Here is a 12,557-nt window from a genome sequence, read left to right as displayed (position 1 = left end):
CTATCGTCCGCGACACCACATCCGGAACGTTACGCGCTAGCCCTGGATCACCACATGTCGTGACAACTCCTGGTACGCCTCGTCGAACTGGGCCACGGCCGCGGCGCGCAGCTGGGCCGCGTTCTTCGGGTCGGCGAAGGACCGCTGGAGCAGCGCGATCCCATCGGCGACATCACCACCACTCGCCGCCAGCGGAGCGATGTCCCTGGGCTCGTACGTGTTCCTCTCCGGGTTGGCGATGCCCACACTGTCGAGCCTCAGCGTGGACTGCCCAGCGGCTTGCGCGGCGTCGGTGAACGACGTCAACGCGGCGTCGCGCAGCTTGCCCCGCCGCGCCGGGTCCTGGCTGAACTCCGCGTCACCCAACCCGACCAGGCCGGCCACCACGGACTGGTCGATCCTGCCGAGCGTGTCCGGGTCCACGGCCGGGTCCTCCCGGTAGTTCACCTTCAACCCACAGGGCAGACAGCCCCCCCGCTCCTCGTACGGCAGGTAAACCAGCTCGACCCGGCAGTGCAGCTCCCATCTGTGGTGCGGCCACGACCAGACCCACCAGCAGATCAACGTCTGCCCCCCGGCCGACGCCTCCCTGGTGGGAGCGACGAACGACGTCATCCCCAGCAGGCCGGCCAGCAGGAAGGCGATACCCCGTAACCACCACTTGTGTTTTCGCATGACGCTGTTGATACGGCCGGCCGGTTGCAGACCGGTTGTGCCGAGGCTGTCAGATCGGCAGTCCGTCCCGGATCCGGGTGACCGCGAGGCCGATCGCGGCGGACTGGACCGCCACCAGCCGGTCCAGCGGAACGAGGTCGCCCGGCGCGGTCGCCCGAACCTCGGCACACCACTCGTCGAACACCGGGGCGAACTCAGCCCGTTCGCGGGCGAACACAGGTGCGGCCTCGTCGGACAGCAGACGCAGGAGCATGCCGCCGACGCGCAACCGCAGCATGCTCGGAAACGCCAGTTGGTCAAGGAAGATCTCGGCGTTGGTGGCGGTCCGGTCGTCGGTAGCGGTCGCTTCCTTGGCTTGCGCCATCGCCAGGACGGTGGGCAGTCCTTCAGTGAGCGCCCGCTGGACGGGGCTGTGGCCGCTCAACTGGGAGGACACTCGGTCGAGGATGCCGGCGACCCGGTCGTGCACGTCCCGGTACGCGACGGCGGCGGCGAGTGCCACTTCACGTAAGGTCTGGTCGCCCGGGGTGGCGTCGGCCGAGCGTGGATCCGTCCACAGTGGAAGCTCGCAGACCAGGAACGCGGTGCCGTAGGGGGACGAGTAGTCGCGGGAACAGCCGCCGGGGAAGAACGACAGTGGGTCGGCGCCGGCGGCGGCCATGGTGTCGCACAACTGCTCGATGGTGGGCAGTTCGAAGACGCCCGGGTGCAGTGGGCGCGCGCCTGGTGCGTCGGGTTCCGAGAGGTGCGGCGGTATGTCCGCGTCGGCGAGCAGTTGGGTCAGCGCCGTGAAGTAGGTGGGGTCGCCGCCGGCGACGTAGAAGAACCCGCCACCGAAGTCGCCGTTGTGCAGCGACGCGATCAACGCGGGTTCGGTCCGGTCGATCAGGGTCATCAGGGCCTGGGTTTCCGGGATCGGCGAACCGAAGCCGGTGCCGCGCCAGGTCGCGGGGAACGTCCATTCCGGCTGTTCGTCGATCGGCGGACGGTACATGTGCCGGGCGACGTGCTCACGCGTGATCGGCCCGGCGTACCAGCCCTCGTTCAGCCGGGTGCCGTCCGGGTCGACGCACGGCACGAAGTGCCAGGTCGCCGCCATCCGCGCGAGCAGGTCGTCCTCGGCGCACAGCTGCCGCAGCAGGTGCTGGATGGTGAGCAGCCCGATCGGCTCGTTCGGGTGCGGGCCGCCGATCACGATCACGTGGTTCGGCCCGGACCCGACCCGGACGTCCTGGATCTGGTCGCCGCCCCGGGACCGGCCGATCGGCTCGACCGCCACCCGGTCCGGGTACCTCGCGGCCAGGTCGTCGACGAACGCGTGCATCTGGTCGACGCCGGGGAACCGGTCGACCCGCTCCACCGTGTCGTACAGCCGCTGAACCTCGTCCATCCGTGCCCTCCGTTTCCGTAATTTGATTACTACAATAATCAGATTATCATCAGTCCGGTGCGACGGACCGAGGCAAGACAGCGCAACCGGGAAGCCCTGATCGACGCCGCGTTGGCCGAGGTGGCGGCCCACGGCTACCGGGCGACCCGGCTGGAGGACCTGGCCGACCGCGCCGGGCTGACCACCGGTGCCGTCTACTCGATCTTCGGCAGCAAGCGCGAACTGCTGGCCGCCGCGATGGAACGCCTGGTGGCGGAGTTTGAGAACGCGGTGGCGCCCTTGGCGGACCCGGCGTTGTCACTGACCGAGGTCCTCCGCGGTTACGCCGCCGTCATGTACAGGGCCGCGGTCGACCCACGGGCCCGGGAGCGCTTCGCGTTCGAACTGGAAGCCGGGGCGGCCGCGGTGCGGGGACTCGAACTGGCGACCGGCACACCGTCCGCGAAGCTGACCGAACTGCTCACCGCCCGTCAGTTCGGCGATCGGCGAACCACCGCGGACCAGGCCAGTCGGCTCGCTCCGGCGGTCGCCGCCCTGGCCAGTGGGCTGGCCCAGCGTGCGGTTTTCGATCCGGGCAGCGTCGACGAGGACTACCTGGCCGACGCGGCCGAAGCCCTCGCCGGGCTGTTGGGATAATGGTCGCCGGGGCAGGCACCGGGGGTGTCTGACGTCGGTGAGTACGCCCGAGAGGAAGACAGTGGACACGCAGATCGAGACGCTCGAGTTCCAGGCCGAGGCACGCCAGCTGCTGCAGTTGATGGTCCATTCGATCTATTCGAACAAGGACATCTTCCTGCGCGAGTTGATCTCCAACTCGTCGGACGCGCTGGACAAGATCCGGCTTGAGGCGTTTCGCGACAAGGAGCTCCAGGTCGAAACGTCCGACCTGCGGATCGAACTCGAGGTCGACAAGGACCAGCGCACGCTGACGGTCCGGGACAACGGGATCGGGATGTCGCGCGCCGAGGTGGTCGACCTGATCGGCACGATCGCGAAATCCGGCACGGCCGAGCTGTTGCGGAAGCTCAAGGAGTCGAAGGAGTCGGACGCCGACCTGATCGGCCAGTTCGGTGTCGGTTTCTATTCGAGTTTCATGGTCGCGGACAAGGTGACGCTGCTGACCAAGCGGGCCGGCGAGACCGAGGCGACCCGCTGGGAGTCCGCCGGTGCGGGCACGTACACGGTCGAGACGGTCGAGGACGCGCCGCAGGGCACCTCGGTGACGTTGCACCTCAAGCCGGAGGACACCGAGGACCACCTGTACGACTACGCCGCCACCTGGAAGATCCGCGAGATCGTCCAGCGGTACTCGGACTTCATCACCTGGCCGGTGAAAATGCGGAAGGACGCCAAGGACACAGCAGGTGACGAAGAAGACGCGGAATGGGAGACCGTCAACTCCATGAAGGCGCTCTGGGCGCGTTCCAAGGACGAGGCGACCCAGGACGAGTTCAACCAGTTCTACAAGCACATCAGCCGCGACTGGACCGATCCGTTGGAGACGATCCAGATGCAGGCCGAGGGCACGTTCGAATACCAGGCGCTGCTGTTCCTGCCGGCACGGGCGCCGATGGACCTGTTCAGCCGGGACCGCAAACGCGGTGTCCAGCTGTACGTCAAGCGCGTGTTCATCATGGACGACTGCGAAGCGCTGATGCCGGAGTACTTGCGGTTCGTCAAGGGTGTCGTGGACGCGCAGGACCTGTCGCTGAACGTGTCCCGGGAGATTCTCCAGCAGGACCGCCAAATCCAGCTGATGCGCCGCCGGCTGGTCAAGAAGGTGCTGTCCACGGTGAAGTCGATGATGGCCGACGACACCGAGAAGTACCAGAAGTTCTGGGGCGAGTTCGGCGCCGCGGTCAAGGAGGGCCTGGTCGCCGACTTCGACAACAAGGACGCGATTCTCGAAATCGCCTCGTTCGCGTCGACCAACGACCCAGAGCAGACCACGACGCTCAAGGAGTACGTGGAGCGCCTGAAGGACGGCCAGGAGCACATCTACTACCTGACCGGCGCGTCCCGTTCGGCGATCGAGAACTCGCCGCACATGGAGGCGTTCCGGGCCAAGGGGTACGAGGTGCTGGTGCTGACTGATCCGATCGACGAGATGTGGGTCGAGTCGGTGACCGAGTTCGACGGCAAGAACTTCCAGTCCATCGCCAAGGGCCAGGTCGACCTGGACTCCGACGAGGAGAAGAAGGCCGCCGACGAGCAGCAGAAGGACTTCGCGGACCTGACCGCGTGGATGGCCGAGACGTTGGCGGACACCGTGAAGGAGGTCCGGCTGTCGTCCCGGCTGACCAACTCGCCCGCGTGCATCGTCGGCGACGCCCACGACATGACGCCGACGCTGGAGAAGATGTACCGCGCGATGGGCCAGGTACTGCCGCCCGTCAAACGGATCCTGGAGCTGAACCCGACCCACCCGTTGGTGACGGGACTGCGCAAGGCGCACGACGAGCGCAAGGAAGACGCCTCGTTGGCCGAGACCGCCGAACTGATCTACGGCATGGCGTTGCTGGCCGAGGGCGGCGAGCTGAAGGACCCGCCGCGGTTCACGCGCCTGCTGGCTGACCGTCTGGCGCACACGCTGTAGCGCGGGCCTTGAGATAACGCTGCTGCGGCAGGCTCATCGTGAGGCGGGCCGCGTGTTCGTAGGACGCGCGGGCCGCCTCGGTGTCCCCAGCCATTTCCAGCAGGTGTGCGCGGACGGAGTGCAGCCGGTGGTCCTTCGCGAGCGCTTTCTCAAGCGGCCCAAGGAGATCCAGCCCGGCTCGCGGGCCGTCGGCCATGGCGACGGCGACCGCGTGGTTCAGTGACACCACAGGGTTCGCGTGGATCTCCAGCAGGACCTCGTACAGGGCCTTGATCTGCGGCCAGTCGGTGTCGGCCGACGTGGATGCTTCGTCGTGGACCGCGGCGATGGCGGCTTGCAGCTGGTACGGGCCGGCGGAGCCGCGGGGGAGTGCCTCGCTGATCAGCGCGACACCTTCGGTGACGAACTCGGCGTTCCAGCGGCTGCGGTCCTGTTCGGCCATGGGGATCAGGCCGCCGTCGGGTCCGGTGCGGGCGGGCCGGCGGGCGTCGGTGAGCAGCATCAGCGCCAGCAGCCCGGTGGCCTCGGTGTCGTCGGGCAGCAGGCGGTGCACGATCCGGGTCAGCCGGATCGCCTCGGCGGCCAGATCGGCTCGATGCAGGTCCGGGCCGGCCGTGGTGGCGTATCCCTCGTTGAAGATCAGGTACAGCACGTGCAGGACCGCGCCGAGCCGTTCGTCGCGGTCCGCCGGCATGCCGAACGGGATGCCGCTGTCCTTGACGGACTGTTTGGCCCGGGTGATCCGCCGGACCATGGTCGCCTCGGGCACGAGGAACGCCCGCGCGATCTCGGCGGTGGTGAGGCCGCCGACCGCCCGGAGCGTCAACGCGATCTGGGACGCGGGCGACAGCGCCGGGTGGCAGCACATGAACAGCAGGATCAACGTGTCGTCGAAGTCGACGACCGGCCCGGTGGGGACCGGCCGTTGGTCCAGCTCACGGCGTTGCCTGGCCTGCTCGGACCGCAGCAGATCGGTGAGCCGGCGGGCGGCGACCGTGATCAGCCACGCCTTGGGACTGTCCGGGACACCGTCGCGTGGCCATTGCTGGCTGGCCGCGATCAGGGCCTCCTGGACGGCGTCCTCGGCCGTGTCGAAGTGGCCGTAGCGTCGGACGACCGCGCCGAGAACCTGCGGCGCCAGCTCGCGCAGCAGGCTCTCGATCGACGGCCCGCTCATTCCAGCGACTCGGCCATGTTCTCGGCGATAGGCCGGATGTCGACGTGCAAGTCGTGGGTGAACTGGGCGTCCGCCGGGTGTGGTGTCTCGGCGAGCTGGGCGGCGATCTCGGTGGCCCGGTCGAAGCTCGCGCACTCCACGATCGTGTAGCCGCCCAGGACCTCCTGGGTCTCGGCGTACGGGCCGTCGGTGACCACCGGCACACCGTCCTTGAGCGACACGCGCCGCGTGTGCACCGGCGCGGCCAGGCCACGGGCGTCCACGAACTCACCGGACTCGACCAGGGCGTTGTTCCACTTTCCCATGAACTCGCCCAGCGCGGCCGCGTCCTGCGGGGACCAGCCGGCCATCATGTCGACGTCCTGCTGGGTCAACGACAGCATGATCATGTACTTCACGATTCGTCTCCTTCCACCGGATGACTTCAGCAGAGACGTCGGAGTCGCGCCACCGGTCCGGACATCGCCCTTGACTCAGCGGCTGACTAATGGATAAATATAGCTACAACCATTAGTCAGGAGGAGCCGTGCAGGTCCACCACAGGTACGTGAAGATCCAGGGGCACCAGGTGTTCTATCGGGAGGCGGGGCCGGTCGACGCCCCCACGGTCGTGCTGTTGCACGGCTTCCCGACCAGCTCGCACATGTACCGGTTCCTCATCCCGCAGCTCGCCGACCGTTTCCACGTGGTCGCGCCGGACTACCTGGGCTACGGCGCCTCGGACAGTCCGTCGGTCGACGAGTTCGAGTACTCGTTCGCGTCGATGGCGTCGGTGATCAAGGACTTCCTGGTCGAGCTGAAGATCGACCGGTTCGCCCTGTACATCCAGGACTTCGGTGCGCCGATCGGGCTGCGGATCGCCACTGAGCACCCGGAGTGGGTGACCGCGATCGTCACCCAGAACGGCAACGCGTACTTCGAGGGGATCGGCGCGGACTACCAGCCCGTGCTCGCCGGTGAACCCACCGAGGAGCACCTGCGTGGGGCGATCAGCGCGGCGGCGACCAAAGGCCAGTACCTGGACGGCGAGCCGGACCCGTCGCTGGTCAGCCCGGACTCCTGGCTGCACGACCAGACGTTGCTGGACCGGCCGGGCAACGACCTGATCCAGTTCGCCATGCTGCGGGACTACAAGACCAATGTGGCCCGCTACCCGCAGTTCCACGAGTACTTCCGGACGAGCCAGGTGCCGCTGCTCGCGGTATGGGGCAACGGCGACCCGATCTTCGTCCCGGCCGGTGCGTCGGCGTTCCGCACCGACCTGCCCGACGCGCGGATCCACCTGATCGACGGCGGGCATTTCGCGCTGGAGGCCCATCTGGACGAGATCGTGGCGCTCATCCGCCCGTTCCTCAGCGATAGTCTTTGAGGTCGATGCTGGTGGCGAACTTGTCGGTCATCCTCAGCATCATCCGCAACATCCAACCGGTCTGGAACAGCAGGTTCCGGGCCCACATCCCGAACTTGGTGCGGGGTGCGAGGAACGGCCCGGCGCTGGCCTTGCGGTGGACCTTGGTGTAGGTGCGGAACGCGTCGTCGTACTGCTGGAACCCCACTCGGTGGTCGCCGTGCGCCGCGGCGAGCTCACCCGCGAGCACGTACGCGCCCACGAAAGCCAGCCCGGTGCCGAAACCGCCGAGCGTGTTCCCATACGCCGCATCGCCGAGCAGGACGACCCGGCCCTTGTGGTAGGTCTTCATGTTGACCCGGCTGAGCGAGTCCAGATAGAACTCGTCGGCGTGCGGGAGCTGCGCGATCACCTCGGGAACCCGCCACCCGGCGCCCTGGTACCGGTCGATGACGATCTTCTTCTGCTGCTCGGCGTCGTACCGGTCGAAGCTGAGCTGCTCGGCGGCGAAGACGAAGAACGAACCCGCTTTCGGGCCGGCCAACGCGAGCATCCGGCCGGGCTCGTTGTACATCATGGGGTCGGCCTGCAGGCCGGCGTCGCTCAGCGCGTAGTAGTAACCGAGGTAGTCGACGAACTCGGACTCCGGCCCGAACGCCAGGCGCCGGACGTTGGAGTGGATGCCGTCGGCGCCGACCACCAGGTCGAACGTGCGCGGCGCGCCTTCCTCGAACGTCACGTGCACCCCGGTGGCGGTCTCGGTGAGGGACGCGATCGAGTCGCCGAACACGTACTCGCAGTCGCCCACGGTCTTCTCGTACAGCAGTTGGGACAGGTGACCGCGACGGATCTCGATGTCGCCGCCGGTGAACTCGCCGGGGATGACCGTCAGCGGCTTGCCGTTCGTGTCGACGACCGTCTGGTCCATCCCGCCGGTCTGCCTGCTGATGACTTCGTCGAGGATGCCCATCCGTTCCAGCACGGTCCGGTGGACGGGGCCCTTGAAGTCCACGGCCTGCCCGCCACTCCGCAGCGTGGGGGCCTTTTCGACAACGGTGACTCGGGCGCCGTAGCGGTTGAGCCAGTAGGCCACGGAGGGGCCGGCGATGCTGGCGCCGGAGATCAGGACGGTCATGTTCTTCAGTGCTGTGTTCGTCATGTCCACAAGACTCCGCAGGGCTCTGACAATGCCCTGACGACCGGCTGACCACGGCCGTCAGCGAGATGGTTCGAATTCGAAGTACGCTGGCGGCATGAGGTGGTTCGACGCTCGTGAGCGGGCCGCGTGGGAAGGGTTCCTGACCGTCAGCGCCAAACTCAACCGGCGGATAGAGCAGCAGCTCAAGGCGGACGCCGGCCTGTCCCACCAGCAGTACGAGGTGCTCGCCCGGCTCTCTGGGGCGCCGGACGGCCAACTGCGGATGACCGACCTGGCCGACGCCGCCCTGACCTCCAAGAGCGGCCTCACCTACCAGGTCGCCCAGCTGGAAAAGGCCGGGTACGTGACGAGGAAAAGCTGCCCCTCGGACGACCGCGGCGTGGTCGCCACCCTCACCCCGGCCGGCTGGGCGAAGGTCAAGGCGACCGCGCCCGGACACGTCCGCCTGGTCCGTGACCTGTTCCGGGACGGCCTCACCGAGGAACAGTTCCACGGCCTCGCCGAAGGAATCGCCGCCCTGCTCGCGCGGCTGTCGACCGAGTAGCGATTCCTTTCGGGCCGCCGGTGGTCTACATGGTCATGGGTGACACGAGCAAGCAGTCGGAAGCGGTCAGGCGGCACTGGACGGTGGCGCGCCTGGCGTTGGTGCAGCCGGACGGCGACCATCCGGACAACGAGTCGTGGGGTGACCTGACCGCCGAACCGCGTGAGGTCGACTACCTTGAGATCACCGCGGGCGGCCTGCCCGCGATGTGGGCCGTGCCGAGGAACAGTGCCGCGGACCGGGTGCTGCTGTGCATGCACGGCGGCGGGTTCCTGGGCGGATCGATCTACTCACACCGCAAGTTGTTCGGCCATCTGGCCAAGGCGGTCGGGGCGCGGGCGTTGATCTTCGACTACAGCCTCGCCCCCGTGCACACCCACCCGACCCAGGTCGACGAGGCGACCACGGTCTACCGCTGGCTGCTCGAGCACGGAATCAGCGCCGACCACATCGTGTTCACCGGGGATTCCGCCGGCGGCGGGCTGTCGATCACCACGCAGTTGCGGGCCCGGGACCGTGGCCTGCCGCTGCCGGCGGCGGCGATGCCGTTCTCCCCGTGGGTGGACATGGAGGTCATCGGGGAGTCGTACACCACCAACCGGGACCGGGATCCCTACTTCTACCAGGAGTCCGTGCGCCAGTTCGCGGGCCTGTTCCTCGGCGAGAACGGCGATCCGCGCGAACCGTTCGCCAACCCGCTGTATGCCGACCTGTCCGGCCTCGGGCCGATCTACATCCAGGTGGGCGCGGACGAGACGCTGCTCGACGACGCCCACCGACTGGCCGAGCACGCCCGCACAGCTGGTGTCGACGTGCGGCTCGACGTGTTCCCGGGGATGCTGCACACATTCCAGATGGCCGCCGGCCGGGCACCGGAGGCCGACGACGCGATCCGCAGGATGGCCGAGTGGGCCCGGCCCAGGCTCGGCCTCGCGACCAGCACGGGGCGGCGATGACAGGCGACTTCACCACGCTCACCGAGCCGTTCCGGCGCGAGTTGCTCGCCCACTGCTACCGCCTGCTGGGGACGGTGGACGACGCCGAAGATCTCGTCCAGGAAACGTACCTGCGGGCATGGCGGTCCTATGAGCGGTTCGAGGGCCGCTCGTCGCTGCGGGTTTGGCTGTACCGCATCGCCACCAACGCCTGCCTGACGGCGCTTGAGGGGCGCGCTCGGCGCGCATTGCCGTCTGGCCTGGGCGGTCCAGCCGACGATCCCGACGCGTCACTGGAGCTGGCCGAGCCTGACCTGGCGTGGCTCCAACCGATTCCGGACCCAGCCACGATCGTCGCCACCCACGAGAGCCTCCGGCTCGCACTCATCGCGAGCCTGCAGTACCTGCCCCCACGGCAACGGGCCGTGCTCATCCTGCGGGAGGTGCTCTCTTTCCCGGCCGCCGAGGTCGCGACCATGCTCGGCACCACCACAGCGGCGGTGAAAAGCATGCTGCAACGAGCCCGCGCCCACCTCGACGAAGTGGCTCCCACCCAGGACAACGTCACCGAACCCACCGAACCAAGCGCCCAAGCCCTGCTCGACAAATACATCGCCGGCTTCCAGAACGCCGACACAGCAGCACTTGAACAAGCCCTCCGGGCCGACGCCGCGATCGAAATGGTCGGCACCCGCACCTGGTTCGCCGGCCGCGTCACCTGCCTGCGCTACCTCACGCACGTCATCGGATCCCCCGGAGACTGGCGAATGATCCCCACCGTCGCCAACGGACAACCAGCCGCAGCGGCCTACCACCTCGGCGCCGACGGAATCCACCGCGCGTTCGGCCTCGGCGTCCTCACCACCACTGACAACGGCATCACCCACATCCACGTCTTCGGCGGCGGCCCCGACCTGGTCACCAGGTTCGGACTCCCACCGGTGTCTCCAGGAGTTCGTCCAGGGTGAACGGGTACGCGGACCCTGCCGGGCGCTCCAGCACCTCGGCAAGTCCGCGAACCAACGGTCGCAGCGAGCGAGCACCAGGCTTGGCCTCCCCGGTCTCCCACCGAGAGATCTGAAATCTCGACAGGCCGCATCGTTCGGCCAGTTCCTGTTGGGTCAGTCCGGCTCGTTCCCGGCAGGAACGCAGCCGGTCACCACTGAACGGGAGCGTGAGTGACGTCCGGGCCATCAGCGCGCCACGGTTCCGTCGGCAGCGGATCCTGCTTCTGCGATCTCGTCGGCTTTTTCTTGTTCCAGGAGCGCGCACGCGAGCGCTTCGAAGTGCCGATTCGGGTCGCTGTCGGCCACACGACGGTACATACTCGCGCGCTGTTGAAAGAACTCTCGCTTTTCCTTGGGCGTCATCTGTTCCGGCGGCGTCATCGGTGTCACCGCGTTCGCCTGGTCAAGCGTCACGACGACCCGGCCCACACTGAGTCTTACTGTCCCTCGCATGTGTACTCCTTCCAGATAGCTGATGGTCGCTCCTGAAGAAGGAAATCGCAGCTCAGGGTGCGGATACACCCCGACGCGCCGTGATCTTGCGCCACCAGATATCCCTGTTCAATGGGGAGTTTCTGTGAAACGCTGGATGGCGTTACGGTTTTGCCCAGAGCGAGGAAGGAGCGTCGTATGCCAGTCGCAATACGCAGTCGACGGCAGGAACAGCGGCAGTTGTCGGCCGAGTTGCGTGCTCAGGGCAAGACCTGGGGGGAAGTCGCAAAAGTCTTTGCTGACCGATATCACGTCAACGCGCGAGTGGCGCTGCGCGTCGCGCATGACTGGAGTCAGCGGGACGTGGCTGACCGATGGAACAGTCGCTGGCCCGCGGATCCCAAGACCTTCAAGAACTTCTCCTACTGGGAACTATGGCCTGCGGCTACTGGACACGCTCCATCGCTCGACGTCCTCGGCAGACTTGCCGAGCTCTACGAGTGCAGCATCAGTGATCTGCTCCGCGACTGCGGCGACTTCCGAGGGCATGACTCGGCCTATCGAAGTATAGCCGAATTGGCCGGCCTTCCTGACGCGCTTGACTTCGGCCGGCCGGACGTGGAGATCGGAAAGTCGCCAACGTCTGGAATCTCTGAACTGTTTTCCCGGTTGGAATCAATTGATGTGCACGAACTTGCAAGTGTAGCAGCCATATGGGTGGACAAGCTTGGCAAGGGAGTAAGTCGAAGGTCATTGCTTCTTAAACTAAGCGCCGGACTGTCGCTCGCCGCAGCGTCTTCGGTTTCGGCAGAGGTCGAGCCATTTTCGACTACCCAAGATGGAGGCGGTGAGCGCGGGTCGTTTTCGGGAGTTTGGCACAGTCGGTACGACTATCCGAGTACGGGGCGGGCGCAAAGACTTTCTAGCGATCATTACCTCATCATGCGGCAGCAGGGCAATCGTCTGATTGGTCAGAGTCTGCCGCACAGTCAAGGTTCGAAGCTTCGCATCGAACTCGCCGTCGACGATTCGGTGGCAACAGGTACCTGGCGTGAACGGACGTCTCCGGCCGGATATTACAAAGGCGCAACATATCATGGTGTCATTCAGTTGATAATTGATCCAAGTGGTCGCCGGATGGGTGGAATGTGGCTCGGGTTCGGTCGTGAATTCATGATTAATAGCGGCGAGTGGACATTGATATGGCAAGAGGCGGCGGAAACTATGGGCACGCAGCGCACCTACCATCTCAAAGCGTGACCCTTGACCATGTCTGCTCATTGATTGAAGTCAA

Annotated in this window: 14 protein-coding genes; 7 read left to right on the top strand and 7 right to left on the bottom strand. The window is 66.7% G+C overall.

What is annotated here, in order from left to right:
• Positions 1–36: 36 nt before the first annotated feature.
• On the bottom strand, positions 37–675 hold the full coding sequence (locus EV192_RS12940; RefSeq protein ID WP_132114699.1) for a hypothetical protein: 639 nt from the start codon (positions 673–675) through the stop codon (positions 37–39).
• Positions 676–724: 49 nt separating this feature from the next.
• Entirely contained in the window at positions 725–2,065 is a 1,341-nt protein-coding gene (locus tag EV192_RS12935; RefSeq protein ID WP_132114697.1) for a M14 family zinc carboxypeptidase, read from the bottom strand.
• 57 nt (positions 2,066–2,122) lie between these two features.
• On the opposite strand from EV192_RS12935, the gene EV192_RS12930 reads away from it, so the two are divergent.
• Together EV192_RS12930 and htpG are read left to right on the top strand one after the other, a co-directional pair.
• Entirely contained in the window at positions 2,123–2,701 is a 579-nt protein-coding gene (locus EV192_RS12930; protein WP_132114695.1) for a TetR/AcrR family transcriptional regulator, read from the top strand.
• 61 nt (positions 2,702–2,762) lie between these two features.
• Complete coding sequence (htpG, locus tag EV192_RS12925; protein WP_132115347.1) at positions 2,763–4,661, top strand: molecular chaperone HtpG; 1,899 nt, start codon at positions 2,763–2,765, stop codon at positions 4,659–4,661.
• On the opposite strand, the gene EV192_RS12920 is transcribed toward htpG, so the two are convergent.
• Positions 4,621–5,838: an RNA polymerase sigma factor gene (locus tag EV192_RS12920; protein WP_132114693.1), complete on the bottom strand. Its 1,218-nt coding sequence runs from the start codon at positions 5,836–5,838 to the stop codon at positions 4,621–4,623. The genes htpG and EV192_RS12920 overlap by 41 nt on opposite strands.
• Positions 5,835–6,227 (bottom strand): YciI family protein, encoded by a 393-nt coding sequence (locus tag EV192_RS12915; RefSeq protein ID WP_243726834.1) that lies wholly within the window; start codon positions 6,225–6,227, stop codon positions 5,835–5,837. The genes EV192_RS12920 and EV192_RS12915 overlap by 4 nt, the downstream gene beginning before the upstream one ends.
• A gap of 137 nt (positions 6,228–6,364) precedes the next feature.
• On the opposite strand from EV192_RS12915, the gene EV192_RS12910 reads away from it, so the two are divergent.
• On the top strand, positions 6,365–7,207 hold the full coding sequence (locus EV192_RS12910; RefSeq protein WP_132114689.1) for an alpha/beta fold hydrolase: 843 nt from the start codon (positions 6,365–6,367) through the stop codon (positions 7,205–7,207).
• Here the strand turns inward: EV192_RS12910 and EV192_RS12905 are convergent.
• Complete coding sequence (locus EV192_RS12905) at positions 7,191–8,330, bottom strand: FAD-dependent monooxygenase (protein ID WP_132115345.1); 1,140 nt, start codon at positions 8,328–8,330, stop codon at positions 7,191–7,193. The two genes, EV192_RS12910 and EV192_RS12905, sit on opposite strands and share 17 nt — an antisense overlap.
• A gap of 109 nt (positions 8,331–8,439) precedes the next feature.
• Here EV192_RS12905 and EV192_RS12900 point away from each other — a divergent pair, with 109 nt between their 5' ends.
• From EV192_RS12900 to EV192_RS12890, 3 genes are read left to right on the top strand one after another with little or no spacing between them, the layout of a single operon-like run.
• A complete protein-coding gene (locus EV192_RS12900; protein WP_132114687.1) occupies positions 8,440–8,889 on the top strand; it encodes a MarR family winged helix-turn-helix transcriptional regulator in 450 nt (149 codons plus the stop codon).
• A 35-nt stretch (positions 8,890–8,924) separates the two neighbouring features.
• Positions 8,925–9,845 (top strand): alpha/beta hydrolase, encoded by a 921-nt coding sequence (locus EV192_RS12895; protein ID WP_132114685.1) that lies wholly within the window; start codon positions 8,925–8,927, stop codon positions 9,843–9,845.
• Positions 9,842–10,792 carry a sigma-70 family RNA polymerase sigma factor gene (locus EV192_RS12890; protein ID WP_132114683.1) on the top strand — a complete coding sequence of 317 codons (951 nt, stop codon included), beginning with the start codon at positions 9,842–9,844 and terminating at the stop codon, positions 10,790–10,792. The genes EV192_RS12895 and EV192_RS12890 overlap by 4 nt, the downstream gene beginning before the upstream one ends.
• Here EV192_RS12890 and EV192_RS57340 read toward each other — a convergent pair.
• Both EV192_RS57340 and EV192_RS12880 read right to left on the bottom strand, forming a co-directional pair.
• Positions 10,743–11,018: a helix-turn-helix domain-containing protein gene (locus EV192_RS57340; RefSeq protein WP_132114681.1), complete on the bottom strand. Its 276-nt coding sequence runs from the start codon at positions 11,016–11,018 to the stop codon at positions 10,743–10,745. The two genes, EV192_RS12890 and EV192_RS57340, sit on opposite strands and share 50 nt — an antisense overlap.
• Complete coding sequence (locus EV192_RS12880) at positions 11,018–11,284, bottom strand: AMED_5909 family protein (protein ID WP_132114679.1); 267 nt, start codon at positions 11,282–11,284, stop codon at positions 11,018–11,020. The genes EV192_RS57340 and EV192_RS12880 overlap by 1 nt, the downstream gene beginning before the upstream one ends.
• Positions 11,285–11,461: 177 nt before the next feature.
• Between EV192_RS12880 and EV192_RS12875 the strand changes: the two genes are divergently transcribed.
• A complete protein-coding gene (locus EV192_RS12875) occupies positions 11,462–12,523 on the top strand; it encodes a hypothetical protein (protein WP_132114677.1) in 1,062 nt (353 codons plus the stop codon).
• Positions 12,524–12,557 lie beyond the last annotated feature (34 nt).

The organism is Actinocrispum wychmicini (assembly GCF_004345645.1).
GTDB lineage: Bacteria > Actinomycetota > Actinomycetes > Mycobacteriales > Pseudonocardiaceae > Kibdelosporangium > Kibdelosporangium wychmicini.
The sequence above is the reverse complement of the archived record's forward strand: the minus strand, read 5'-3'. Positions and strand labels throughout refer to the sequence as shown.

Excerpts from the sequence above, each read along its gene's own strand:
- EV192_RS12940 (WP_132114699.1), bottom strand. The coding sequence starts at position 675 with ATGCGAAAACACAAGTGGTGGTTACGGGGTATCGCCTTCCTGCTGGCC.
- EV192_RS12935 (WP_132114697.1), bottom strand. The coding sequence starts at position 2,065 with ATGGACGAGGTTCAGCGGCTGTACGACACGGTGGAGCGGGTCGACCGG.
- EV192_RS12920 (WP_132114693.1), bottom strand. The coding sequence starts at position 5,838 with ATGAGCGGGCCGTCGATCGAGAGCCTGCTGCGCGAGCTGGCGCCGCAG.
- EV192_RS12915 (WP_243726834.1), bottom strand. The coding sequence starts at position 6,227 with ATGATCATGCTGTCGTTGACCCAGCAGGACGTCGACATGATGGCCGGC.
- EV192_RS12900 (WP_132114687.1), top strand. The coding sequence starts at position 8,440 with ATGAGGTGGTTCGACGCTCGTGAGCGGGCCGCGTGGGAAGGGTTCCTG.
- EV192_RS12895 (WP_132114685.1), top strand. The coding sequence starts at position 8,925 with ATGGGTGACACGAGCAAGCAGTCGGAAGCGGTCAGGCGGCACTGGACG.
- EV192_RS12890 (WP_132114683.1), top strand. The coding sequence starts at position 9,842 with ATGACAGGCGACTTCACCACGCTCACCGAGCCGTTCCGGCGCGAGTTG.
- EV192_RS57340 (WP_132114681.1), bottom strand. The coding sequence starts at position 11,018 with ATGGCCCGGACGTCACTCACGCTCCCGTTCAGTGGTGACCGGCTGCGT.
- EV192_RS12880 (WP_132114679.1), bottom strand. The coding sequence starts at position 11,284 with ATGCGAGGGACAGTAAGACTCAGTGTGGGCCGGGTCGTCGTGACGCTT.
- EV192_RS12875 (WP_132114677.1), top strand. The coding sequence starts at position 11,462 with ATGCCAGTCGCAATACGCAGTCGACGGCAGGAACAGCGGCAGTTGTCG.